This is a genomic window from Mucilaginibacter aquariorum (assembly GCF_024498135.1).
GTDB classification, from domain to species: Bacteria; Bacteroidota; Bacteroidia; order Sphingobacteriales; family Sphingobacteriaceae; genus Mucilaginibacter; species Mucilaginibacter aquariorum.
Map to the genome: position 1 here is coordinate 166261 of NZ_JANHOH010000009.1, position 24050 is coordinate 190310.

Below are 24050 nucleotides of genomic sequence, written 5' to 3' on the forward strand. Positions count from 1 at the left end.
AAATAATGCGTTTTCTTCAATAAAAAGCCATATTTTTACGATATTCTCTTTTAATCAATCGATTGAACAACTAAAAATGCGAATTTTTAAAAACATTAGCCTTGCCATTTTAACGATCAGCTACCTTGTTGCCGGTGCTAATCATTTTATGCATCCGCAAAGCTATTATCGCATCATTCCAACCTACTTACCTTTCCCTGTTGCAATAAATATATTGCCGGATTTTTTGAGGGCCTTTTCGTGTTAATGTTGATACGGCCAAAAACCCGTAAGGTTGCTTCGTATGGCATAATACTTATGCTGATCGCTTTCCTGCCGGTGCATATTATCATGCTAATTGATGCCCCCATTAAATTGGGCAGCTTAACCGTTACGCCAACTATCGCATGGATAAGATTGCTTCTGCAGCCGGTGCTGATGTTGTGGGCCTGGTGGCATAGGAAGTAGCTTTGAGTATCAAGTATCAGGTAGTTAGATTTTATATCCATCATTAAAAGTCTTGGTACTTGATACTAACTACTATGTACTAAAACAAACATTATAGCTAAATGCGGGTTACAGAAAAATGGATCTGCAAAGTATAGAACTACGCACACTGGAAGTACAGGATTATCAGGAACTTAAAAAATCAATGAAGTCGGCCTACCTGGATATGGAAGACGATCATTGGGATGCCAACTCCATAAAAAAACTGATAAAGCTTTTCCCCGATGGGCAGGTTTGTGTTACCGTGAATGAAGAAGTAGTAGGTTGCGCCTTATCCATTATTGTTGACTACAGCAAATTTGGCGACAGCCATACCTATAAACAAATTACCGGTAACGGCACATTTAAAACCCACGACGATAAGGGCGATGTATTATACGGGATAGAAGTATTTGTACACCCCAAATACCGGGGCTTACGCCTGGCCCGGCGTTTATATGACGCCCGAAAAGCACTATGCGAAAAGCTGAACCTGAAAAGCATTATCGCCGGTGGCCGAATCCCTAACTATCAAAAATACCAAAACGATCTTACGCCAAAGCAATATATAGATAAGGTAAAGTATAAAGAGATATTTGACCCCACCCTATCGTTCCAGCTATCAAATGATTTCCACGTGCGTAAAATACTGCGTAATTACCTTCCCGAGGATAACCGCTCAAAAGGTTTTGCTACGCTGATAGAATGGAACAACGTTTATTACGAAGAAATTAGCTCGGTAATAAATCAGAAAACGGTTGTGCGTATTGGTTTGGTGCAATGGCAAATGCGGCCATACAACAATATTAGCGAGTTAATGAAGCATGCCGAATATTTTGTGGATGCCGTTAGCGATTACCAATCGGATTTTGTTTTATTCCCCGAGTTGTTCAATACACCGTTAATGGCCGAGTATAACCATATGGACGCGGCTAAGGCTATGCGTGAACTGGCTAAATATACCGAGCCTATTACCGAGGCATTTACTAAGTTGGCTGTATCATACAATGTAAATATTATATCGGGCAGTATGCCTGTAATAAAAGATGATTCGTTATACAATGTATCGTACCTGTTCAGGCGCAATGGGAGTATGGAGGAAAGCGTAAAAATACACCCTACCCCTTCCGAGATCAATTCGTGGGGGATGCGTGGTGGTAACGACCTAAAGGTTTTTGAAACCGATGCCGGCAGAATAGGCATCCTGATCTGTTATGACGTAGAGTTTCCGGAGCTATCTCGCATTTTAGCCAGTCAGGATATGCAGATCTTGTTTGTACCCTTCCTAACTGATACACAGAATGGCTATAACCGGGTTAAGTTTTGTGCCCAGGCCCGTGCTGTCGAGAATGAATGTTATGTGGCTATTGCCGGTTGTGTGGGCAACCTGCCTAATGTGAATAACATGGACATTTCGTATGCGCAATCGGCGGTGTTTACCCCTTCAGATTTTGGGTTTCCTACAAACGGCATCCAGTCTGAAGCTACGCCAAACAGCGAAATGATAGTGATTGCCGATGTAGACCTTTCTACATTGGGTGAATTACATGAATACGGCAGTGTACAAAACTTAAAAGACCGCCGAACCGATTTGTATGGTATTACATTTAATGGGAAGAAAGTATAGCATATTCAACCGTCGGCTAAAGCCGGCGGCAATGATTCAATTTCTGACGGAACAAAACAATTCAATTCCGGCTTTAGCCAAAACTAAATGATACATTAGTATTTTTGTATCACATGATCGTTAAGCAACACTATACCATCCCCGGTGCAAAAGGCCGTGGCATGACAGCCGATATTACCTACGACACCTTACACCCTTATGCACCGCTGGTGATCTTCGCCCATGGCATTCGTGGGTTTAAAGATTGGGGCGCGCATAACCTGGTTGCACAGCACTTTGCCGAAAATGGCTTCCGCTTTCTAAAGTTTAACTTTTCGCACAACGGTACCACGGCAGACAATCCCACCGAATTTGCCGACCTGATCGCCTTCAGCGACAATACCTTTTCTTTCGAGTTGGAAGATCTTCAATTAGTTATTGATTTTGCCTGCGGCGGATCGGCTATCCCCCGGGTAAACAGCGTTTACCTGATAGGCCATAGCTTGGGTGGTGGTATCGGCATAGTAAAAACAGCTGAGGATAAGCGCATTAAAAAATTGGTTACAATGGCGGCTATATCTAATTTTCATAACCTTTGGCCTAAAGAAGCCGAAAAACAATGGCGCCTGCAGGGTGTAATGTATCTGAAAAATTCGCGTACCGGGCAAAACATGCCGTATAAATCATCGCTGCTGCTCGATCTGGATCTTAACTCGGTAAGGTTAGATATCCCGCTTAAAGCATCCGAAATAAAACAACCCTGGCTTATTATACATGGCGATGCCGATACCAGTGTGCCCCTAAGCCATGCCGAGCAATTACATGCGGCACAGCCTAATGCCGGCTTTTTGGTTATACCGGGTGCCGATCATACCTTTAACGCAAGCCATCCTTACCAATTGCCCAATTTGCCGGCACAGCTTTTGGCCTTTTGCGATGCCGCTATAGGTTTTTTTAAGAAGTAGGGATCGTTGCAAGCCATCTGTAAGCAATCTTTACCATCGTTATAACAAAAATAGAGATACAAGCTTTATAATTGTTTATGAGTTTATCCGGAGCAAAAAAGAAAGGACGAAAATTTCTAAACCCCATACCTACTGAAGAGGCTGGTTTTGGAAAAATGATCCCTATTTTAAGGGAATACATGAATAACAAGGCCGAGAATATCCCAAAGATTACTTTAGGCCCTTTTAAAACCGATACCTCAATTTACCAAACGCCCCCATCAAATGGCTTGCGTATAACCTGGGTTGGCCATTCCAGCTTGCTGATTGAAATTGATGGCATCCGTATTTTAACCGACCCGGTTTGGAGCCAGCGTGTTTCCTTTTCTCAATCATTTGGCCCAAAAAGGTTTTTCCAGCCACCCATCGCGTTAGAAGATCTGCCGGAGCTGGACGCCGTTATCGTATCGCATGACCACTATGACCATCTGGATAAAGCCACCATCAAATTTTTCGCGGGTAAGCCAATCCCTTTTATTACCCCTATGGGTGTATGCAATTACCTGGAAGAATGGGGCATCCTTAAAAATTACATGCACGAGGTTGACTGGGGCGATAGTGTAATGATAGGTAACTGCAATATCACAGCAACACCTTCAAGGCATTTTTCGGGTCGTGGCATTACCAATCGGAATGAAACACTTTGGGCGGCATTTGTAATAAAAGGCCCTCAGCATAATATATTTTTCGGTGCCGATTCGGGCTGGTTTCCGGGCTTTGCAGAAATTGGCGAGGCTTATGGTCCGTTTGATTTAACCATGTTGGAAATTGGCGCTTATGGCAAATACTGGCCAGATATACATATGGGGCCTGATAATGCCACAAACGCCCACATTGCCCTTAAGGGCGATATTATGATGCCATTACACTGGGGCACATTTAGCCTGGCGCCCCATGCCTGGTTCGAACCCGCGGAAAAGCTGGTGAAATTTGCAAAAGAAAAAAATATCAAACTATTTATGCCCGAACCGGGTAAACCAACCGAAATGAACGGCCCATATAATTCTGAATGGTGGAAACGTTTTATGAGTAAATAACTTAAATTGCATAATGAAAAACCCGGTATCATTTTTTCAAGTTTTGTTTATGCTGATGTTATGTTCATCGGTATTACAGGCACAAACCGTTATCTCCCTGTGGCCAAAAGGCGCACCGGGATTTGAAGATCGCCGGAATGAGCCAGAGCAGGCAAAAGATTACTGGGTAAAAAATATTCATAACCCATCCCTAACCGTTTATCGCCCTCCTGCTGATAAAGCCAATGGCAGTGCGGTGGTTATTTGCCCCGGTGGCGGGCACCGCTTATTGGTTTTTAATGCTGAAGGTGTAGCGCCTGCTAAGTTTTATAATAGTTTAGGTGTAACCGTTTTTATATTAAAGTACCGTTTAGGCAGGGATACCCCGTCGCCTTATAAAGTTGATATCCATCCAAAGCAAGATGCTTACCGTGCCATGCGCTGGGTTCGCAACCATGCAGCGGAGTTTGCTATTGATACCAACCGGATAGGTATGATGGGGTTTTCGGCAGGTGGCGAGGTGGTAGATATGGTTGCCTTTAGCGGATGGAAAGGTGACCCAAAAGCCGCCGACCCGATAGATCGCACCAATGCCAAACCAAATTTTATTGTACAGGTTTACCCGGGTCCGGGTTATGTGCCGGAAACTATCCCGACAGATGCCCCGCCGGCATTTTTGGTGGCAGCTAATGACGATGCCTGTTGCTCCTTACCCCTGATACAATTACTACAGCGATATCGCGAAGCAAAAGTACCGGTAGAGATGCATATGTATGCCAGGGGCGACCATGCCTTTAATATGGGCACCAATCGCAAGCTTGTATCTATCAATAACTGGCCACAACGTTTAGCTGATTGGCTAACGGATAGTAATATATTGCAGCCAGAGCGTAAGAAGGTTCTGCATTAACAGGTATGAAAACTATAACTGTTCCAAAGGATTCAATTGCGCAAAATCGATTGAATTACGATTCATGCGATTCGACGGAGTTGATCGAATTAAATTTAGAGACCAATATTCTTTCTAAACTATTTGCGATAGGCTTTTTCAATTCAATAAACCAACTCACTAATTCAATGATTGATGATTTTGAGGATCAAGAAATCGTACAAGAAGAATTACTAAATAAAGTTATCAATAGCGATTTATTCGATCGAGATAAATATGATACCGAGCTTTATGAAATTGTATATCGAATTAAAGAATTATTTACTGAAGCTTTTAACCGCAAAACAGGAATATATTTCTTCTTTTAAGTCACCGTAAATTTGTTCCCATAGAACAATCTCAAACGTGGCATACAAATGATCAATTCGTAAAAACGTATTCTCATCTTTATAGTTAATATTAAAAAGGAGATATGCCATGGCAAACTTTCAGGATATTATAGCATCAGAGAAACCCGTATTGGTTGATTTTTCGGCAGAGTGGTGCGGGCCTTGTAAAATGATGCCGCCGATACTAAAGCAGGTTAAAGATGCTTTGGGTGATAAGGTCACCATCATCAAAATAGATATCGACAAAAACCCCGCTGCTGCCAGTGCTTACCGGGTACAAAGCGTGCCTACCTTAATGGTTTTCCAAAATGGAGAAAGCAAATGGCGCCAAAGCGGTGTTATGCAGGCAAATCAATTGCAACAAATTATTCAGCAGTACATTAAACCGTAATATTACAAATAGCTTAACCACCATTGCTTATGTGTTTTCTTGTAATTAGAAAACCACCGGCATGGATAGTAAAGCGAAAGTATAATTGCCAGCCAGATTATATACACCCAACCTATGCTAAACCCAAAGCCAGGCGGGGTAAACAGGAATGGATTGTTCGGCGTTGCTATCTGCGATGTTTTAAAACCTTGCAGAAAGAACACTACCATAGTTAATAATCTGATCAGGTAAAAATGCAGCACATAATAAAAGAAAGGTACGCTGCCAAAAACTTTAAAAAAGTTGGCCAGTTTGCCTGCTGATTTTTCTGTTAAAGCCAGTACCAGCAATGCTACAGATAGGGTAAGGCTACTATAAAGCAGCGATGGTGGATACTTGCTCACATTAAGGAATGACATAAGGTTGAAAATCCCATTTTTTTGTGCCGACCATGGCGCGGGGTCTCCATAAGCATTAACAAGCCTTAAACCAAAAAACACCAGGAACAATAATGCCGATGCATATATTAGCAGAACCTTCCTGTTTACCGGTTTATATTTAGCTTGATATAAACTGCCAAAAGCGTAACCTAAAAGCATCATGCCAGTCCACGGGATTACGGCGTACAGGGCAAACACGATGTGGGTTTTGTCCAGGAAAAAAACGGTGCCCCGCGCGGTGAAAAATATTTTCATCAGTACATCCTCCGTACTATTTGGGGCAAGTTTAACGGTATTGAGCCAATCGTGCCCAACAATGATGATAAGGCCGATAGCCCCGATAACCGGTAAGGGCAGCCAAATTAATAAACCAAGTATAACCATGCTAACACCTATGGCCCAAATTACCTGCAAAGCAAAAGCATTGTACAAAGGGTTAAGCGTTAATGCCAGTGTAACAATAGCCAGTTCAACAAATATGAGCCATAATCCACGCTTAATAAGAAAGCCGCTCAACTCTTTTTTGGTACGCCTTGTACCGGCCAAGTATGCCGAAAGGCCACTCAGAAAAACAAACGTAGGGGCACAAAAATGGGTTATCCAACGGGTAAAAAATAACAGAGGTGTTGTATTTGCCAGATTTGTTGGGTCGCTGTTTATGGCACCGATATGAAAATATTCGCGTGTGTGATCTATCGCCATTATCAGCATTATAACGCCGCGTAATATATCAATAGATTGCACCCGCTGTTTGGTGGATAAGCTTGTGGTCATAATTGTAATCAGGATTTACGATCTGAAATTACTGAAAATTCTTATTCAATAAAAATTCCGGATGTGGCTAAAGCCGCAAACTACTTTTATTAATCCGTTGGCTAAAGCCAACGGCAATGAAAGCAAATTCATTGCCGTCCCATTTATGGGGCGGATAACATGAAGATCAGAATGGCTTTAGCCAAATGCAGGGTGCAAACTTATGTGGTTTCTGCAACGGGCGCTTCCGTTTTACCGGCACGTTTACGTAAATACAACCACGATAAAAGATATAGAGAAGGTAAGCCTAATAAAAAGCCACCCAGCACATCGGTAAACCAATGTGCGCCTAAATATATGCGCGAAAAAGGGATGGTAAAGATGAAGAAGGCACTTATAAGCCCAACCACATATCTAACTATTTTTGGAACATTCTCTAATTGGATCATCAACAAGATCAGAAAGCCAAAGAACACCACATAAAATAACATATGCCCGCTGGGGAAACTTTGTTGGGCGGTTTCATGTAAGATGCGAACAAGATCTTTTGATGGCCGTGGCCGGTTAACTACCCCTTTTACTATTGTACTTATCAACCCGGCAACGCTTGTTAAAAGCACGAACAAAGCCGCCTTTTTATATTTGAACAAAAAAAACAGCAAGCTGGTTACTAAAACCAATATGACCGACTCGGGCATATACCCGGGCGTACTTATAAGGTACATCACCTTATCAATAAATGGGTTTTGATGTTCCTGGATCTCTTCAGAAAATTTCAGATCAATAGCCAGGCTGGGATATATTACGACCAGTATAGACAAGGCAATAAATCCTGCTGTGATAAGAGTTAGTACCAGCAGCAGTATATGCCGCCTGTGTATATTCATTTATTAAATCAGGTCTTTTAAATGTTTGTAGTTAGATTTTAGGGTATTAATAACTTCGTCCATGCGGCCATTTAGCATTAATTTGGTCATAGATAAAGCCATCCCCTTCACCTGCCCCATTTCAACCTTTGGCGGCATGGCCAAAGCGTTAGGATCAGTAAATATATTAATTAGGGCCGGGCCTTTATAAATTAAAGCCTCTATTAAACCTTGTTTGGCCTCGTCGGGGTCTTTAATTGTAATACCTTTTATGCCCATTGCTTTGGCTACCATGGCAAAATCGGGGTTGTGCATTTCGGTTTGCCAATCGGGCAGGCCGGCAACTTCCATCTCCAGCTTCACCATCCCCAACGAGCGGTTGTTAAACACAATTATCTTTATAGGCAGGTTGTATTGCGTTATAGTTGCCAGATCGCCCAGCAACATGGATATGCCCCCATCGCCACATAAAGCAATTACTTGCCTGCCCGGCATTGCCAAAGCAGCGCCTATAGCCTGCGGCATAGCATTAGCCATTGAACCATGATTGAACGAGCCGATCATTTTACGCTTGCCTGTAGCATTAATATAGCGCGAGCCCCAAACACACGACATGCCCGTATCCACTGTAAATATAGCATCGTTAGCAGCTAATTCATCAATCAGGCTGGCAATATATTCGGGGTGGATGTTCTCCTTTTTGCCTGTGTCATCTATATAGGTCTTCATGTTCTTTTTAACATGACCATAAAACTCTAATTGGGCTTTTAAAAAGCTGTCGTCTTCCTGCTGATCAATTTGTGGCAGCAACGCGGTCAAAGTATCTTTTACCGATCCGCTTAAACCAACATCAACCTTTGCACGGCGGCCAATGCGTTCGGGCTTAATATCTATCTGCACAATCTTACAATCGGTAGGCATAAACGGTGTGTAGGGGAAATCTGTCCCCAACAATAACAGCAGATCAGATTCGTGCATGCTATGATAAGCCGATGGTAAGCCCAATAAACCTGTCATACCTACTTCGTTAGGGTTGGCATATTGGATATCCATTTTGGAGCGGAAAGAATAGGCCACCGGCGCCTTAAGTTTTTGCGATAAGGCAACTACTTCATCGTGCGCATCGGCGGCCCCTATACCACAAAACATGGTAATTTTTTTATGGTGATTAAGTAATTCGGCCAGTTTAGCCAAATCCTCGTCAGATGGCCTTGTTACTGCTATGGGGTCAAAGTTTTGGGTGGACGTGGTTATCTCTTCCGAATCCATACTGGTTAGGTCTCCGGGTACGCCAATAACTGAAACACCTTTGCGATGTAATGCTGCCTGTATGCCGGCCTGCAGCATACGTGGAAACTGTTTGGGTGTTGTAGCAACCTGGTTGTAATGGCTGCAATCATCAAACAATTTTATGGTATTGGTTTCCTGGAAATATTCGGTACCATATTCAAAGCTGGCAACGGTAGATGCTATGGCGATAACCGGGGCACCCGAACGGTGGGCATCATACAAGCCGTTGATAAGATGTACATGCCCGGGGCCACTGCTACCTGCACAGCAGGCTAAATTGCCCGTAAGCTGCGCCTCTGCGCCCGCGGCATAAGCACCAGCCTCTTCATGCCTAACATGGATCCATTGGATGCTACCATCGCGCCTTACAGCATCGTTTACCTCGTTTAAACTGTCACCAGTTACGGCATATATCCTTTTAATACCCGCGTTCACCAACATCTCAACCATCTGGTCTGCTACCTTTGCCATAGTTACGTTTTATACTTATCTTAACTCAATAAATATGTATGGGTTTTAAAATTTAATAAATTAATTAAATAAGATCATGGGCAGAATTGTAATAGTAGCCTATCAACCCAAACCGGGCAAGGCACATCAATTGAAGGAATTGATAAATACGCACGTTCCCCGTTTAAAGCAGGAAGGCCTGGTAACCGACAGGCAACCGGTAACATTAGAAACCAGCAATGGTACTATTATAGAGATCTTTGAATGGCTATCGGCAGAAGCTATACAGCAGGCGCACCAAAACAAAGCAGTGCACCAAATGTGGGCGGAGTTTGATGCCGTCTGTATTTATGTTCCGTTAAATACTTTGAGTGAAACAGGTAATATGTTCGCAGAATTTACACCTGTGGTATAGTTGTTTTTACTATCCGGAGATATATAGCACAGCGATTATCCCAAATCGTTATAAAACAAAAACGGCTTCGATAAATCGAAGCCGTTTCCTGTATGATTAAAGGCTAATTATACGCCTTTTTCAGCATTTTCTTCCTTGTCATCAGCTGCAGGAGCTTCAGTTGCAGGAGTTTCTTCTACAGCAGGTGCTGCTTCAGCAACCGGAGCCTCAGCTACAGTTTCTTCAGCTACAGGTGCAGCAGGAGCCGCTTTAGCTTTAGAAGCACCACCACGACGACGTGTTGATTTTTTCTCAGCTTTAGCATCAACATCTTTACCGTAAACAGTATTGTAATCAACTAATTCAATGATCGCCATTTCAGCGTTATCGCCTAAACGGTTCTCTAATTTAACAATACGTGTGTAACCACCCGGGCGGTTAGCAATTTTCTCAGCAATTTCACGGAACAAGGTGTTCACTGTGTCTTTGTCTTGTAAATAGCTAAACACTGTACGACGAGAGTGAGTAGTATCGTTTTTTGATTTAGTTAAAAGTGGCTCAACATAACCGCGCAGGGCTTTTGCTTTTGCCAAAGTTGTTGTAATACGCTTGTGTTGAATAAGCGAAGACGCCATGTTAGCCATCATCGCTTTGCGGTGGCTATCTGTACGACCTAAATGGTTTACTTTTTTTCCGTGTCTCATTTGTTTGTTAATTTGTGCACGTGCATACCGTCAGGCGAACTTAATCAAGCCATCGGAATTATGCCCTCGCTTACTGTTATTTTAGATTGTAGATATTAGATGTGAGATTTGAGACATAAGATTTAAAATCTCAATACTCATATCTCACGTCTCACATCCGGATATTATTCTTCGTCTAACTTAAATTTAGACAAGTTCATACCAAAAGATAAACCTTTTGATTTAACCAGGTCCTGAATTTCAGTTAATGATTTTTTACCAAAGTTTCTGAATTTTAACATATCAGCAACATCGTAAGAAACCAGGTCTGCAAGGCTACGGATATCAGCAGCTTTTAAGCAGTTTAATGCACGAACTGATAGGTCAAGATCAACCAATTCTGTTTTAAGGATCTTACGCATATGTAAAATTTCCTCGTCAACTTCTTTAGTTTCTTCTTTAGCCTGTGCTTCAAGCATCATGTTCTCATCAGAGAACAACATGAAGTGCTGGATAAGGATCTTAGCAGCTTGTTTCAATGCATCCTCAGGATGGATCGAGCCATCTGTAGAGATATCAAGGATCAGTTTCTCGTAATCTGTTTTCTGCTCAACACGATAGTTTTCTAAAGTGTATTTTACATTTTTGATAGGTGTAAAGATAGAGTCGATAGCTATCACACCTACGTTAGCATCAGGATTTTTGTTTTCCTCGTTAGAGATGTAACCACGGCCTTTAGCAACAGTAAGCTCAACTTCAAGCGTTACTGATGAATCCATATTACAAATAACAAGATCAGGGTTTAATACTGTAAAGTTGTTTGAAAACTTAGTAATGTCACCTGCTGTAAAAGCATCCTGACCGTTAATGATCACAAATATTTTCTCATTATCGCCCGATTCACCTGTCTTTTTAAAACGAACTTGTTTTAAATTAAGGATTATCTCAGTTACGTCTTCAACAACACCTTTGATGGTTGAAAACTCATGCATCACACCCGAAAAACGTACCGATGTAATAGCATAACCTTCTAATGAAGAAAGTAAGATACGACGCAGAGCATTACCAATGGTTACACCGAAGCCTGGTTCTAACGGACGAAACTCAAACGTGCCATCAAAATCATTTGATTTCTGCATGATAACCTTGTCTGGTTTTTGAAATGCTAAAATTGCCATTTATATCTTTTGTTTATTGTTAACTAATTTGAATTGATTTTAACCACGAAAATGATTGACAGAATATGTCAATCACCCTCGGGAAAATTATCGTTATTATTTTGAGTATAACTCGACGATTAGGTTCTCTTTGATGTTCTCAGGAATCTCATCGCGATTTGGGTAGTTTAGGAATTTACCTGATAATTCATCAGCGTTCCACTCTAACCAGCTATATTTATTTACTTTACGGCCTGCTACTGAATTAGTAATGCTTTCAAGTGATTTTGACTTTTCGCGTACTGCAATAACGTCACCAGCTTTCAATGCATATGATGCAATGTTTACTACCGAACCGTTAACAGTGATGTGTTTGTGGCCTACCAATTGGCGAGCACCAGAACGTGTAGGAGCAATACCTAAACGGTAAACTGCATTATCTAAACGTGCTTCTAAAAACTTTAATAAGTTTTCGCCGGTGATACCTTCTTTAGCAGAAGCTGTATGGAATAAGTTTTCGAACTGACGCTCTAATACACCGTAAGTGTATTTAACTTTTTGTTTTTCCATTAACTGTACCGCGTACTCAGATTGCTTTCCTCTTCTTTTAGAAGCACCATGCATACCTGGTCCGTAGTTTTTTCTTTCTAACGCTTTATCCGGACCGAAGATCGGCTCGCGGAACCTACGCGCAATTTTTGATTTGGGGCCTGTATATCTTGCCATTGTTGTGTGTTTTAAAGTATCAAACAGCCCGCAGCTGTCGAATCTTAGCTTTAAAAATTGGGTTAATTAAACTCTTCTTCTTTTAGATGGACGGCAACCGTTGTGCGGAAGCGGGGTGATGTCCTTTATAGTAGTTACTTCGATACCTGTAGTTTGCAGGGTACGGATAGCAGACTCGCGGCCTGAACCCGGACCTTTAACAAATACCTCTACCTTACGTAAACCTAAATCATAGGCAACTTTACCGCAATCGGCAGCAGCCTGACCGGCAGCATAAGGAGTGTTCTTTTTAGAACCTTTAAAACCCATTTTACCTGCAGACGACCATGATACAGCTTGTCCGCTTTTGTTGGTAAGGGTGATAATGATATTGTTAAAAGTTGCGTTGATGTGTGCTTCGCCTACAGCGTCAACAACAACAACACGCTTTTTGGTAACTTTTTTGCTTTTAGCCATTTTGTTTTTTAATTATTGATTTAGTGAATTACTGAGTTAATGCTTTAGCTCGGACCCACTAATCGTTTTAATTTTATATTCCTAATGATTAACAGGACAGAAACTAATCTCTATCCTCAAATCACTAATCACTTACTATTTAGTAGCTTTCTTTTTGTTAGCAACTGTTTTACGTTTTCCTTTACGGGTACGTGAGTTGTTTTTAGTGCGCTGACCACGTAATGGTAAACCTTTACGGTGACGTGTGCCTCTGTAGCAACCTATATCCATTAAACGTTTGATGTTAAGTTGAACTTCTGAACGTAGTGAACCTTCAACTTTAATTTGATCGTTGATGATTGTACGGATAGCGGTTAACTGATCATCATCCCAATCCTGAACTTTGATATTAACGTCGATACCTGCCTGGTCTAAAATTTCCTGAGCAGTAGAGCGGCCAATGCCGTAGATATAGGTTAAACCTATAACACCTCTTTTATTTTTTGGTAAATCAATACCTGAGATCCTTGCCATATTTGTTTTTTGTTTTTAAGTAATACCGAACGGCGGGCCACCGTTGTACGGTTTATTACAATTCCTTTTTAATTATCCCTGACGTTGCTTAAACTTAGGATTCTTTTTGTTTATCACATAAAGTTTCCCGTTACGGCGGATGATCTTACAATCAACACTACGTTTTTTAATGGATGCTCTAACTTTCATCTCGTTCTTATTTATATCTGTAGGTTATTCTTCCTTTTGTTAAATCATACGGACTCATCTCTAATTTCACTCTGTCGCCAGGTAATATTTTGATGTAGTGCATCCGCATTTTTCCGGATATGTGTGCAATAATCTCGTGGCCATTTTCAAGTTCAACCCTAAACATCGCATTTGATAATGCTTCGCGAATTGTACCATCTTGCTCAATCGAGGATTGTTTTGCCATATTTTACTGATTATTACTTAATTATCCGCCCTGAAAGCGGGATGCAAAATTAATAAAAATTATTTAATAATTATTCTTTTCTTCTAAAACTTTATCAATGTATGAAAACGTTGATAAAACATCTGGTTTTCCCCTTTTTACAGCAACCGTATGTTCGTAATGTGCTGATGGTTTTTTATCAACCGTTGATACGGTCCATCCATCATCCCAAAACTTAACACCCGCACGGCCTGCATTGATCATCGGCTCAATGGCTATCACCATTCCTTCCTCTAATTTAATACCTGCACCGCGTTTACCGTAGTTAGGAACTTCTGGCTTCTCATGCAGGCGTGTACCTACACCATGGCCAACAAGCTCTTTTACTACACCAAAGCCGTTCTTCTCGGCGTGTTCCTGTACCGCGTAACCAATATCGCCAATGCGCATGCCTACAACAGCCTTTTCAACACCCAGATCCAAACACTCGCGTGTAACGCGCATTAGTTTTTTTGTATTCTCATCAACCTCGCCAATGGCAAAGGTAAAAGCAGAGTCGCCGTAGTATTTATTCAGGATCACACCACAATCAACCGATACCAGATCCCCTTCAACTAAAACATGTTTGCCCGGGAAACCGTGCACCACCTGATCATTCAGCGATATGCATAATGAATAAGGGAAGCCGTTATAATTTAAAAATGCCGGAACCCCTCCATTATCACGGATAAAGGTTTCGGCAAGTTTATTTAATTCAATAGTAGTTATACCAGGGCCAATAACTTTAGCTATCTCCCCATGTGTTTTGGAAACAAGTAAAGAACTTTCTCTTATCAGTTCTATCTCTTCGACAGACTTATAAATGATCTTTGACATGTATATTATTAGATAACCGGCGGAGTTGCACCCGAAGCTGTAGGGATACTTGCACGGCCTTTTATCCTGCCTGTTTTCATTAACCCATCATAATGACGCATTAATAAATGGCTCTCTACCTGCTGTAAAGTATCTAACACTACACCCACAAGGATGATCAATGATGTTCCACCAAAAAATCTTGAAAACAAGCTGCTTACTCCAACTAAACTGGCCAAGGCCGGTACAATAGCGATAATGGCTAAGAAAATAGAACCCGGCAATGTTATCTTAGATATTACTCCGTCAATAAAATCAGCTGTGGTTTTACCTGGTTTGATACCCGGGATAAAGCCACCGTTCTTTTTCATATCATCAGCCATCTGGTTAGGATTAACTGTAATAGCTGTATAAAAATAAGTGAACAGTATAATTAATATACCAAACACCAGGTTATGCTGCCACGAGTTGTAGTTTGCCAATGCCATTAAAAAGCTATTGGTTGCTACAGTAGGGAAGAAACTTGAAATTGTTGCAGGTATAAACATTAACGCCTGTGCAAATATAATTGGCATAACACCCGCAGCATTTACCTTTAACGGTATATACTGGCGCACACCGCCATATTGTTTATTTCCAACAATACGTTTTGCGTATTGTACAGCAATTTTGCGGGTTCCTTGCACTATTAGTATAGTAAACATTACTACACCAAGCAGCGCCACAATCTCAACAATAAAGGTAATTAAACCACCCGGCCCGCCTGTACGTGATTGAAACTCTACAATAAACGCGCTTGGTAACTGGGCAATAATACCCACCATGATAATCAAAGAGATACCGTTACCAATACCTTTATCAGTAATTTTCTCTCCTAACCACATTACAAATAAGGTACCCGCTGTTAATACGCAAGTATTTAATACAGTGAAGTAAGGATTGCTGATAAGCATTGCATCCGGTGTGATCTGCGATTTTAGATACGCAACCGCTTGCACTGCAGTAATAGCAATGGTTAGGTAGCGTGTCCACTGGTTTATTTTGTTACGGCCGCTTTCGCCTTCTTTTTGCAGTTTAATAAAATAAGGTACTGCAATACCCAATAGCTGCACCACAATTGAAGCTGATATATAAGGCATAACACCTAATGCCAAGATGGACGAACGTGAAAACGATCCTCCGGCAAACATGTTTAACAGCCCTAAAAGCCCCTCTTTATTTTGTGTAGCATTAAGTGTTGCCGCGTTTACACCCGGCAAAACAATAAACGAACCAACACGATATATCAAAAGAAATAAGAGTGTGTTTATAATACGCACTCTTAGATCTTCAATTTTCCAAATATTGGATAATGTGGTGAATAATTTCTTCATCGAAATTTACAACTTTACAATAGTTCCGCCGGCTGCCTCAATAGCTTTTTGCGCAGTAGCAGTAAATGCGTGTGCTTTAACTTCTAACTTGGCTTTTAACTCGCCACGACCTAATATTTTAACAAGATCGTTACGTGATGCCAGGCCATGCTCTTTTAATGTATCAAAATCAACTGATGCTAATGAAAATTTCTCAGTTAAAGCTTGTAATACATCAAGGTTAACACCAACGTACTCTACACGGTTATGGTTTTTGAAACCTACCTTGGGTACACGGCGCTGTAATGGCATCTGGCCACCTTCAAAACCTACCTTGGTAGATGTACCTGAACGTGAACCGGCACCTTTATGGCCACGGGTTGATGTACCGCCACGGCCAGAACCTGTACCGCGGCCAATTCTTTTCCTATTTTTAGTAGAACCTTCTGCAGGTTTAAGATTACTTAAATTCATGATATTAAATATTTTCTACTGCTACCAAGTGGTTAACTTTTCTAACCATTCCTATAATAGCTGCAGTGGCTTCAACTTCCACGCTGTGGTTAATTTTCTTAAGACCTAAGGCCTCAACGGTTTTTTTCTGGCGCTCGCTTCTGTCGATAACGCTTTTAATTTGTGTTATTTTAATTTTCGACATAACTGATTATCCGTTAAATACTTTACCTAAACTAATACCGCGTTGCTGAGCTACTGTATGTGCATCACGTAATTGTGATAATGCAGATACGGTTGCTTTAACCACGTTGTGCGGGTTTGATGAACCTTTTGATTTTGCCAATACATTGTGTATACCGGCTGATTCTAATACTGCACGCATTGCACCACCTGCAATTACACCGGTACCGTTAGCTGCTGGTTTTATGAAAACAAAACCACCGCTAAATTTACCAATTTGCTCATGAGGGATAGTACTGTTAATGATAGGAACTTTTACCAAGTTCTTTTTAGCATCATCAATACCTTTTGCAATAGCCTCGGTAACCTCTTTTGCTTTACCTAAACCGTAACCTACAACACCGTTCTCATCACCTACTACCACAATGGCAGAAAAGCTGAATGTACGGCCACCTTTGGTTACTTTGGCTACACGTTGTATGCTTACCAGGCGATCTTTTAATTCGATCTCGCTGGTTTTTACTCTTTTTATGTTGATTGTTGACATTTCCTGTTTCGATTAAAAGTTTAAACCACCTTCACGTGCACCTTCAGCCAATGATTTGATACGGCCGTGATACAGGTAACCATTCCTGTCAAAAACCACATCTTTAATACCTGCGGCAATAGCTTTCTCAGCTACTAATTTACCTACAGCTACTGATTGGTCTGACTTTGTTGTACCGCTTGCTACAAAATCTTTTGATAATGATGAAGCAGATACAATAGTTTTTCCTGTTACATCGTCAATGATTTGTGCATAGATGCCTTTGTTGCTTCTGAATACAGATAGACGTGGGCGTGCTGATGAACCTGAAAGGCGTTTTCTGATACCTTTTTTAATCCTGTCTCTTCTTGATAGTTTCATGACGATTATTTTTTAGATGCTGATTTACCTGCTTTTCTTCTCAATACTTCGCCAACAAACTTGATACCTTTACCTTTGTAAGGCTCTGGTGCACGTAACGAGCGTATTTTCGCCGCTACCTGTCCAATCAATTGTTTATCGTTTGATTCCAGGATGATGGTTGGGTTTTTACCCTTCTCAGCAGTGGTTGTAACTTTAATTTCTTGTGGTAATTGAAATACGTAGTGGTGAGAAAAACCCAACACTAAATCTAATGTATTGCCCTGGTTAGTTGCGCGGTAACCCACACCTACTAATTCCTGCTCAATTTTGTAACCTGTGGTTACACCAACTACCATGTTATTGATAAGCGAACGGTATAAACCGTGTAATGCTTTGTGACGTTTCTGGTCAGACGGGCGCTTAACTAATAAGTTACCCTCTTCTTGCTCAATGATGATATCTCTATCAACTGCCTGTTGCAATTCACCTTTTGGGCCTTTAACAGTAACAACATTATCTGCTGATACAGTAACGGTAACTCCAGCGGTTAACGCAATAGGTGCTTTTCCTATTCTTGACATTGCTTAATTTCCTCCTATTAATAAACGTAGCATAAAACTTCGCCACCCACATTTTGTGTACGAGCTTCTTTATCGGTCATTACACCTTTAGAAGTCGATAAGATAGCGATACCTAAACCATTTAACACACGTGGCATGGTGTCCATACCTGCGTATTTCCTCAAACCTGGTTTACTAATACGTGAAATGCTGCGGATAGCAGGGATCTTAGTTATTGGATGGTATTTCAAAGCAACTTTGATAGTGCCTTGTGGACCATTGTCCTCAAACTTGTAATTAGCAATGTAACCTTTTTCGAAAAGCACTTTAGTGATTTCCTTTTTCAGATTTGATGCAGGAATTTCAACAACCCTATGGTTGGCTTTAATAGCATTCCTTACTCTTGTAAGATAATCTGCGATTGGATCTGTATTCATTATTGTTGTTTATGATAGTGGTTTCCTTCCGGTAACATCCCGGGCGACCTTCTATCGGTTAATTCTTTTTAAAATTCGAGCCGCGAAAATACAAAAAATTCAAAACATATTTAAGGTATGTTTTGAATTCTTAATTTCTTACGAATTATATTTTAATTACCAGCTTGCTTTTTTAACACCCGGTATTTTACCAGCTAATGCCATATCACGGAATGTAACACGTGATATACCAAACTGACGCATGTAACCACGCGGACGGCCTGTTAATTTACAACGGTTATGCAATTTTACCGGTGATGAAGCTTTAGGTAATTTATCTAAACCTATGTAATCGCCAGCTGCTTTTAACGCTGCTCTTTTTTCAGCAAATTTTGCTACTAATTTGGCACGTTTTACTTCACGAGCCTTTACGCCTTCTTTAGCCATTGTTAGTTGGTGTTTGATTTTTAAATGGTAAACCAAATTGTTTCAGTAACTCCAATGCTTCAACATCGTTTGTTGCCGAGGTTACAAAGGTAATATCCATACCTTGAATTTTATTGATCTTGTCAATATTAATCTCGGGGAATATTATCTGCTCTGATATACCTAAAGTATAGTTTCCGCGTCCGTCAAAACCTTTATCGTTGATACCTTTGAAGTCACGTATACGTGGCAGGGCAACAGCAATTAAACGGTCTAAAAACTCATACATTGTATTATCGCGTAATGTTACACGTACACCAATTGGCATACCTTTACGCAATTTAAAGTTAGAGATATCCTTTTTAGATTTTGAAGAAACCGCTTGCTGGCCAGTGATGGTTGTTAACTCGGTGATGGTGTTCTCGATAAGTTTTTTATCGGTAGTAGCACCGCCAACACCCTGGTTGATAGCTATTTTCTGCAATTTAGGAACCTGCATTACGCTTTTGTAGGCAAACTTGTCCTTAAGCGCTGTGCGAATCTCTTCCTTATATTTTGTTTTTAATCTTGGTATGTAAGTCATTACTTAATTTCCTCCCCTGATTTTTTTGATACTCTAACCAATTTGCCGGCATCGTTTAATTTACGGCCAACGCGGGTTGTTTTACCTGTTGAAGGTTCAACCAGTGCCAGGTTAGAAATGTGTATAGCAGCTTCCTGCTTTACAATTCCGCCGTTAGGGTTGGCTGCATTAGGTTTAGTGTGTTTAGATACCATGTTGGCACCTTCTACAATAGCCCTGTTTTTATCAATGATAATTTCAACTATTTTACCTTGTGATCCTTTTGAATCACCGGCTATTACCTTAACTAAATCACCCTTGCGGATCTTTAATTTAGCTGGTTTTGTGTTTTTCTTTTCCATATTACAATACCTCCGGTGCTAATGATACAATTTTCATAAATTGTTTTTCACGTAATTCTCTGGCAACAGGGCCAAAGATACGTGTGCCCCTTGGCTCATCCTGGTTGTTTAACAAAACGGCTGCGTTATCGTCAAAGCGGATATATGAACCATCTTTCCTGCGGATCTCTTTCTTGGTTCTAACCACTACTGCTTTAGATACAGTACCTTTTTTTACGTTACCTGATGGTAAAGCGCTTTTTACGGTAACTACTATCTTATCGCCAATAGAAGCATATCTTTTACCGGTACCACCTAATACGCGTATTACTAAAACTTCTTTAGCACCGCTGTTATCGGCTACATTTAATCTTGATTCCTGTTGTACCATGTTATTTAGCCCTCTCTAAAATTTGAACTAATCTCCAGTTTTTGTTTTTGCTCAACGGACGGGTTTCCATAATCAATACGGTATCGCCAACACCACAAGTGTTTGCTTCGTCATGAGCCATAAATTTGGTAGTTTTCTTAACAAACTTACCATAGATGGGGTGCTTCACCTTCCGCTCTACAGCAACCACAATAGATTTTTCCATCTTATTGCTTACTACCAGGCCGGTACGTGTTTTTCTTAAATTTCTTTCCATTGTTTTCCGACGCTTAAAATTAATTCTGTTCAGAAGCTGACGCCGCCTTGCGTTTTGTTAATTCAGTAGTCAAACGAGCAATATCCTTACGCACTTTTGTAATGCGGGTTGGGTTCTCAATAGCCGAAACTGCATGTGCAAATTTCAGTTTTGTAAGAGTGGTTTTTTCCTCGCTCAGTCTTGCTGACAATTCTTCGGTTGAAAGCTCTAAAATTTCTGAGTTCTTCATTTTTCTTATTAGTTATTTGAGTTTTTAGTTCCAAGCTCAAATATCTTACTGATAAAAAGAACTTAAAACCGCTAACTTATTTATGCTTCTACGTAATCCCTACGTGTTACAAATCTGGTTTGCACCGGTAGCTTTTGTGCTGCAAGGCGTAATGCCTCTTTTGCAACATCTAAAGGCACACCTTCTGCTTCAAATATCATCCTGCCCGGGCGTACAACTGCAACCCAGTATTCTGGTGCACCTTTACCTTTACCCATACGTACCTCTGCTGGTTTCTTGGTTACAGGCTTGTCAGGAAATATCCTGATCCACACCTGGCCTTCACGTTTCATGAAACGTGTTACAGCAATACGTGCAGCCTCGATCTGGCGGCTTGTTATCCAAGCGGCTTCGAGTGATTTTATACCGAAAGATCCGAATGAAAGCTCAGTACCACGACTGGCTAAACCTTTCATCCTGCCTTTTTGCATCTTTCTGAACTTCGTTCTTTTTGGCTGTAGCATTTTATTAAGCTTTTATATCCTCACGGATATGTCTTTTCTAATTCTTGTTATCTTCTTCCCGGGCCACCTGGGCGGTTACCACCACCTTGTCCTCCCGGACGGTTACCTTGTCCACCTGGACGGTTACCGCCTTGGCCTGGTGCACCACCGCCTCTGCGGTCGTTACCACCTGGTTTACGGTCGCCTCTGCGCTCACCGCCTCTTTCGCCGCCACGTGCATTATCACGGCCACCGAAACCTGCAGATCCTTCTGGGCGTCCACCTTTACCGCTTGCGCTGCTTGTACCACCAATGTTTGGAGATAGATCGCGTTTGCCGTAAACCTCACCTTTACATATCCATACTTTAACACCTATTTTACCATAAGTAGTTAAGGCTTCTGCCAAAGCATAGTCAATATCGGCACGGAAAGTGTGCAAAGGAATTCTTCCTTCTTTATATTGCTCGGTACGTGCCATCTCAGCGCCACCTAAACGGCCTGATGTCATCACTTTAATCCCTTCAGCCCCCATTCTCATGGTTGAAGCAATTGTAGTTTTCATGGCACGACGGAAAGAGATACGTGCTTCAAGTTGTTTAGCAATACCTTCGGCAACTAACTGGGCATCAAGCTCAGGGCGTTTTATTTCGAAGATATTGATCTGAACATCTTTTTTTGTTAATTTCTTTAACTCTTCCTTGATCTTATCAACCTCGGCTCCGCCTTTACCAATCACAATACCCGGACGGGCAGTGTGGATAGTAACAGTGATGCGTTTTAAAGTACGTTCTATAACTACTTTAGATACACCACCTTTGTTTATACGTGCTGATAAGTATTTGCGGATCTTTTCGTCTTCAACTAATTTGTCGGAGTAGTTATTTCCACCGAACCAATTAGAATCCCAACCGCGGATTATCCCTAACCTGTTACCTATTGGATGTGCTTTTTGTCCCATTTCAAATTAGTTGTTATCGTTTTTACTATCCACAATCAGAGTTACATGGTTTGAGCGTTTGCGGATACGGAACCCTCTACCTTGCGGTGCAGGGCGTAATCTTTTTAACTGACGGCCACCACCTACTGATACTTCTTTTACAAATAAAGCACTGTCTTCAACGCGTTTACCTTCATTTTTTGCTTCCCAGTTTTTAATTGCTGATAACAAAAGTTTCTCTACACGTATTGCCGCTTCCTTGTTTGTAAACTTTAAGATGTATAACGCTTTCTCAACGTTTTCACCACGGATCAGATCAACCACCAAACGCATTTTGCGTGGTGAAGTTGGACAGTTCTGTAGTTTAGCAACAGAAGCGCCACCTATTACGGCTTTCGCAGCTTCTTTTTGTTGCCTGATCAATACAGACTTTTTAATTTTAGTTGTTGCTTCCATGCCTTATTTTTTCTTTTCTGCGTGACCGCGGAATGTGCGGGTTGGTGCAAATTCTCCCAACTTGTGACCAACCATGTTTTCTGTTACATACACAGGTATAAATTTGTTACCGTTGTGTACTGCGAATGTATGACCAACGAAATCAGGAGAGATCATGGAACGACGTGACCATGTTTTTACAACTGATTTTTTACTTGCATCATTCAAGGTAAGAACTTTTCTTTCCAGGTTATGATCTATGTAAGGTCCTTTTTTAATTGAACGTGCCATTATTATTTCTTCCTTCTTTCAATGATGTAACGATCTGATCCTTTTTTCTTGTCACGGGTTTTGTAGCCTTTAGCTAATAAACCTTTACGTGAGCGTGGATGACCACCTGAGGCTCTACCCTCACCACCACCCATAGGGTGATCTACCGGGTTCATGGCTACACCACGCACTCTCGGACGGCGACCTAACCAGCGCTTGCGGCCGGCTTTACCTAACACCGCGTTTGCTTTTTCGCCATTTGAAACGGTACCAATAGTTGCCAAGCAAGTTGACAGTATCATACGTGTTTCGCCTGAAGGCAATTTGATGATGGCATATTTACCATCACGCGCTGATAACTGAGCATAAGTACCGGCGCTGCGGGCAATAATACCACCCTGGCCTGGGTTTAACTCAATATTGTGAATGATAGAACCTAACGGGATGTTTTTCAAAGGCATGGTATTACCAACCTCTGGTGCAGCACCTTCGCCAGATACAACTACCGTTCCAACTGTTAAGCCTTCCGGAGCTATCATGTATCGTTTTTCACCATCAACAAAATGTAACAGGGCTATACGCGCAGATCTGTTTGGATCATACTCAATAGTTGCAACTTTTGCCGGGATGTTAAATTTATTACGTTTGAAATCAATCAACCTGTATGCTTGTTTATGGCCACCACCCAGGTAGCGCATAGTCATTTTACCGCTGTGGTTACGACCGCCCGATCTTGTGTTCGCAGATACAACCAACGACTTTTCAGGAACGTTTGTTGTAATATCCGAATTAGATACATCAATTCTGAAGCGGGTACCCGGTGTAACCGGTTTAAATCTCTTTACTGCCATGTCTTATATTATATATTGCTGTAAAAATCTATTGTTTCACCATCCTTCAGCGTGATGATGGCTTTCTTATACGTAGCGGCACGGCCAGATACTGCACCTGCTTTTGTATTGCGGGTCTTAAGTTTTCCTACGTATTTCATTGTGTTAACTGCTGTAACGTTAACACCATACATAGCCTCAATAGCGCCTTTGATCTGAATTTTGTTGGCTCTGTGATCAACTTTAAACGCATAGCGATTAAGTTTCTCAGTTAGTTGAGCTACTTTTTCAGTAAGTAAGGGTTTCTTTAAAATTTCCATA

38 protein-coding genes are annotated in these 24050 nt (G+C 41.2%); 8 read left to right on the forward strand and 30 right to left on the reverse strand.

Annotation, left to right across the window (positions count from 1 at the left end):
* Nucleotides 1–246: 246 nt before the first annotated feature.
* From NPE20_RS27055 to trxA, 7 genes are all read left to right on the forward strand, one after another.
* Nucleotides 247–447 (forward strand): DoxX-related protein, encoded by a 201-nt coding sequence (locus tag NPE20_RS27055; protein WP_494337230.1) that lies wholly within the window; start codon nt 247–249, stop codon nt 445–447.
* Nucleotides 448–565: 118 nt separating this feature from the next.
* On the forward strand, nt 566–2092 hold the full coding sequence (locus tag NPE20_RS22525; RefSeq protein ID WP_256540971.1) for a bifunctional GNAT family N-acetyltransferase/carbon-nitrogen hydrolase family protein: 1527 nt from the start codon (nt 566–568) through the stop codon (nt 2090–2092).
* A gap of 113 nt (nt 2093–2205) precedes the next feature.
* Nucleotides 2206–3036 carry an alpha/beta hydrolase gene (locus NPE20_RS22530; protein ID WP_256540972.1) on the forward strand — a complete coding sequence of 277 codons (831 nt, stop codon included), beginning with the start codon at nt 2206–2208 and terminating at the stop codon, nt 3034–3036.
* Between the two features lie 77 nt (nt 3037–3113).
* Nucleotides 3114–4112 (forward strand): MBL fold metallo-hydrolase, encoded by a 999-nt coding sequence (locus NPE20_RS22535; RefSeq protein WP_256540973.1) that lies wholly within the window; start codon nt 3114–3116, stop codon nt 4110–4112.
* A gap of 13 nt (nt 4113–4125) precedes the next feature.
* Nucleotides 4126–5001: an alpha/beta hydrolase gene (locus tag NPE20_RS22540; protein WP_256540974.1), complete on the forward strand. Its 876-nt coding sequence runs from the start codon at nt 4126–4128 to the stop codon at nt 4999–5001.
* Nucleotides 5002–5006: 5 nt separating this feature from the next.
* Nucleotides 5007–5348 carry a hypothetical protein gene (locus NPE20_RS22545; protein WP_256540975.1) on the forward strand — a complete coding sequence of 114 codons (342 nt, stop codon included), beginning with the start codon at nt 5007–5009 and terminating at the stop codon, nt 5346–5348.
* 109 nt (nt 5349–5457) lie between these two features.
* Entirely contained in the window at nt 5458–5760 is a 303-nt protein-coding gene (gene trxA / locus NPE20_RS22550; protein WP_256540976.1) for a thioredoxin, read from the forward strand.
* 2 nt (nt 5761–5762) lie between these two features.
* Here the strand turns inward: trxA and NPE20_RS22555 are convergent, their stop codons facing one another.
* The 3 genes from NPE20_RS22555 to NPE20_RS22565 form a co-directional block, all read right to left on the reverse strand.
* Nucleotides 5763–6953 carry an acetyltransferase domain-containing protein gene (locus NPE20_RS22555; protein ID WP_256540977.1) on the reverse strand — a complete coding sequence of 397 codons (1191 nt, stop codon included), beginning with the start codon at nt 6951–6953 and terminating at the stop codon, nt 5763–5765.
* A 200-nt stretch (nt 6954–7153) separates the two neighbouring features.
* Nucleotides 7154–7819, reverse strand: coding sequence for a phosphatase PAP2 family protein (locus tag NPE20_RS22560; RefSeq protein WP_256540978.1), 666 nt, complete (start codon nt 7817–7819; stop codon nt 7154–7156).
* A gap of 3 nt (nt 7820–7822) precedes the next feature.
* A complete protein-coding gene (locus NPE20_RS22565) occupies nt 7823–9559 on the reverse strand; it encodes a thiamine pyrophosphate-dependent enzyme (protein WP_256540979.1) in 1737 nt (578 codons plus the stop codon).
* A 76-nt stretch (nt 9560–9635) separates the two neighbouring features.
* On the opposite strand from NPE20_RS22565, the gene NPE20_RS22570 reads away from it, so the two are divergent.
* Complete coding sequence (locus NPE20_RS22570) at nt 9636–9953, forward strand: hypothetical protein (protein WP_256540980.1); 318 nt, start codon at nt 9636–9638, stop codon at nt 9951–9953.
* Nucleotides 9954–10060: 107 nt separating this feature from the next.
* Here the strand turns inward: NPE20_RS22570 and rplQ are convergent, their stop codons facing one another.
* The 27 genes from rplQ to rplW form a co-directional block, all read right to left on the reverse strand.
* Entirely contained in the window at nt 10061–10636 is a 576-nt protein-coding gene (rplQ, locus tag NPE20_RS22575) for a 50S ribosomal protein L17 (protein ID WP_256540981.1), read from the reverse strand.
* A 164-nt stretch (nt 10637–10800) separates the two neighbouring features.
* Nucleotides 10801–11793: a DNA-directed RNA polymerase subunit alpha gene (locus NPE20_RS22580; protein ID WP_256540982.1), complete on the reverse strand. Its 993-nt coding sequence runs from the start codon at nt 11791–11793 to the stop codon at nt 10801–10803.
* Between the two features lie 96 nt (nt 11794–11889).
* The gene (gene rpsD, locus NPE20_RS22585) at nt 11890–12498 is read right to left on the reverse strand and encodes a 30S ribosomal protein S4 (RefSeq protein WP_256540983.1); all 609 of its coding nucleotides are present in this window, start codon (nt 12496–12498) and stop codon (nt 11890–11892) included.
* Nucleotides 12499–12564: 66 nt separating this feature from the next.
* Nucleotides 12565–12954: a 30S ribosomal protein S11 gene (rpsK, locus tag NPE20_RS22590; protein ID WP_256540984.1), complete on the reverse strand. Its 390-nt coding sequence runs from the start codon at nt 12952–12954 to the stop codon at nt 12565–12567.
* A gap of 135 nt (nt 12955–13089) precedes the next feature.
* Nucleotides 13090–13467 carry a 30S ribosomal protein S13 gene (gene rpsM / locus NPE20_RS22595; protein ID WP_256540985.1) on the reverse strand — a complete coding sequence of 126 codons (378 nt, stop codon included), beginning with the start codon at nt 13465–13467 and terminating at the stop codon, nt 13090–13092.
* Nucleotides 13468–13539: 72 nt separating this feature from the next.
* Complete coding sequence (rpmJ, locus tag NPE20_RS22600) at nt 13540–13656, reverse strand: 50S ribosomal protein L36 (protein WP_082855993.1); 117 nt, start codon at nt 13654–13656, stop codon at nt 13540–13542.
* A 7-nt stretch (nt 13657–13663) separates the two neighbouring features.
* On the reverse strand, nt 13664–13882 hold the full coding sequence (gene infA, locus NPE20_RS22605; RefSeq protein WP_022833270.1) for a translation initiation factor IF-1: 219 nt from the start codon (nt 13880–13882) through the stop codon (nt 13664–13666).
* A 63-nt stretch (nt 13883–13945) separates the two neighbouring features.
* Nucleotides 13946–14737, reverse strand: a complete 792-nt coding sequence (gene map / locus NPE20_RS22610; RefSeq protein WP_256540986.1) for a type I methionyl aminopeptidase — start codon at nt 14735–14737, stop codon at nt 13946–13948.
* Between the two features lie 8 nt (nt 14738–14745).
* Nucleotides 14746–16089, reverse strand: coding sequence for a preprotein translocase subunit SecY (gene secY / locus NPE20_RS22615; protein WP_256540987.1), 1344 nt, complete (start codon nt 16087–16089; stop codon nt 14746–14748).
* 6 nt (nt 16090–16095) lie between these two features.
* Complete coding sequence (gene rplO / locus NPE20_RS22620; RefSeq protein ID WP_256540988.1) at nt 16096–16542, reverse strand: 50S ribosomal protein L15; 447 nt, start codon at nt 16540–16542, stop codon at nt 16096–16098.
* A gap of 4 nt (nt 16543–16546) precedes the next feature.
* Entirely contained in the window at nt 16547–16726 is a 180-nt protein-coding gene (gene rpmD, locus NPE20_RS22625) for a 50S ribosomal protein L30 (protein WP_067059736.1), read from the reverse strand.
* Between the two features lie 6 nt (nt 16727–16732).
* Complete coding sequence (gene rpsE, locus NPE20_RS22630; protein ID WP_129876205.1) at nt 16733–17251, reverse strand: 30S ribosomal protein S5; 519 nt, start codon at nt 17249–17251, stop codon at nt 16733–16735.
* Between the two features lie 12 nt (nt 17252–17263).
* Nucleotides 17264–17611, reverse strand: coding sequence for a 50S ribosomal protein L18 (gene rplR / locus NPE20_RS22635; protein ID WP_256540989.1), 348 nt, complete (start codon nt 17609–17611; stop codon nt 17264–17266).
* Between the two features lie 5 nt (nt 17612–17616).
* The gene (gene rplF, locus NPE20_RS22640) at nt 17617–18174 is read right to left on the reverse strand and encodes a 50S ribosomal protein L6 (protein WP_256540990.1); all 558 of its coding nucleotides are present in this window, start codon (nt 18172–18174) and stop codon (nt 17617–17619) included.
* Nucleotides 18175–18191: 17 nt separating this feature from the next.
* Nucleotides 18192–18590 carry a 30S ribosomal protein S8 gene (gene rpsH / locus NPE20_RS22645; protein ID WP_191175906.1) on the reverse strand — a complete coding sequence of 133 codons (399 nt, stop codon included), beginning with the start codon at nt 18588–18590 and terminating at the stop codon, nt 18192–18194.
* A gap of 156 nt (nt 18591–18746) precedes the next feature.
* Entirely contained in the window at nt 18747–19016 is a 270-nt protein-coding gene (gene rpsN, locus NPE20_RS22650; RefSeq protein WP_067059741.1) for a 30S ribosomal protein S14, read from the reverse strand.
* The gene (rplE, locus tag NPE20_RS22655; protein WP_290427229.1) at nt 19009–19578 is read right to left on the reverse strand and encodes a 50S ribosomal protein L5; all 570 of its coding nucleotides are present in this window, start codon (nt 19576–19578) and stop codon (nt 19009–19011) included. Before rplE ends, rpsN begins: the two co-directional genes overlap by 8 nt.
* Nucleotides 19578–19919: a 50S ribosomal protein L24 gene (rplX, locus tag NPE20_RS22660; protein ID WP_256540991.1), complete on the reverse strand. Its 342-nt coding sequence runs from the start codon at nt 19917–19919 to the stop codon at nt 19578–19580. The genes rplE and rplX overlap by 1 nt, the downstream gene beginning before the upstream one ends.
* Nucleotide 19920: 1 nt before the next feature.
* The gene (rplN, locus tag NPE20_RS22665) at nt 19921–20289 is read right to left on the reverse strand and encodes a 50S ribosomal protein L14 (protein ID WP_073405786.1); all 369 of its coding nucleotides are present in this window, start codon (nt 20287–20289) and stop codon (nt 19921–19923) included.
* Between the two features lies 1 nt (nt 20290).
* Nucleotides 20291–20545 carry a 30S ribosomal protein S17 gene (rpsQ, locus tag NPE20_RS22670; protein ID WP_129876199.1) on the reverse strand — a complete coding sequence of 85 codons (255 nt, stop codon included), beginning with the start codon at nt 20543–20545 and terminating at the stop codon, nt 20291–20293.
* Nucleotides 20546–20564: 19 nt separating this feature from the next.
* A complete protein-coding gene (gene rpmC, locus NPE20_RS22675; RefSeq protein WP_256540992.1) occupies nt 20565–20774 on the reverse strand; it encodes a 50S ribosomal protein L29 in 210 nt (69 codons plus the stop codon).
* A gap of 80 nt (nt 20775–20854) precedes the next feature.
* The gene (gene rplP, locus NPE20_RS22680) at nt 20855–21277 is read right to left on the reverse strand and encodes a 50S ribosomal protein L16 (RefSeq protein WP_129876197.1); all 423 of its coding nucleotides are present in this window, start codon (nt 21275–21277) and stop codon (nt 20855–20857) included.
* A 47-nt stretch (nt 21278–21324) separates the two neighbouring features.
* The gene (rpsC, locus tag NPE20_RS22685; RefSeq protein WP_256540993.1) at nt 21325–22215 is read right to left on the reverse strand and encodes a 30S ribosomal protein S3; all 891 of its coding nucleotides are present in this window, start codon (nt 22213–22215) and stop codon (nt 21325–21327) included.
* 6 nt (nt 22216–22221) lie between these two features.
* Complete coding sequence (gene rplV, locus NPE20_RS22690; RefSeq protein ID WP_256540994.1) at nt 22222–22650, reverse strand: 50S ribosomal protein L22; 429 nt, start codon at nt 22648–22650, stop codon at nt 22222–22224.
* A 3-nt stretch (nt 22651–22653) separates the two neighbouring features.
* A complete protein-coding gene (rpsS, locus tag NPE20_RS22695; RefSeq protein WP_067059750.1) occupies nt 22654–22920 on the reverse strand; it encodes a 30S ribosomal protein S19 in 267 nt (88 codons plus the stop codon).
* A 2-nt stretch (nt 22921–22922) separates the two neighbouring features.
* Nucleotides 22923–23750: a 50S ribosomal protein L2 gene (gene rplB, locus NPE20_RS22700; protein ID WP_256540995.1), complete on the reverse strand. Its 828-nt coding sequence runs from the start codon at nt 23748–23750 to the stop codon at nt 22923–22925.
* A gap of 8 nt (nt 23751–23758) precedes the next feature.
* Nucleotides 23759–24049 (reverse strand): 50S ribosomal protein L23, encoded by a 291-nt coding sequence (gene rplW / locus NPE20_RS22705; RefSeq protein ID WP_121245911.1) that lies wholly within the window; start codon nt 24047–24049, stop codon nt 23759–23761.
* Between the last annotated feature and the right edge of the window lies 1 nt (nt 24050).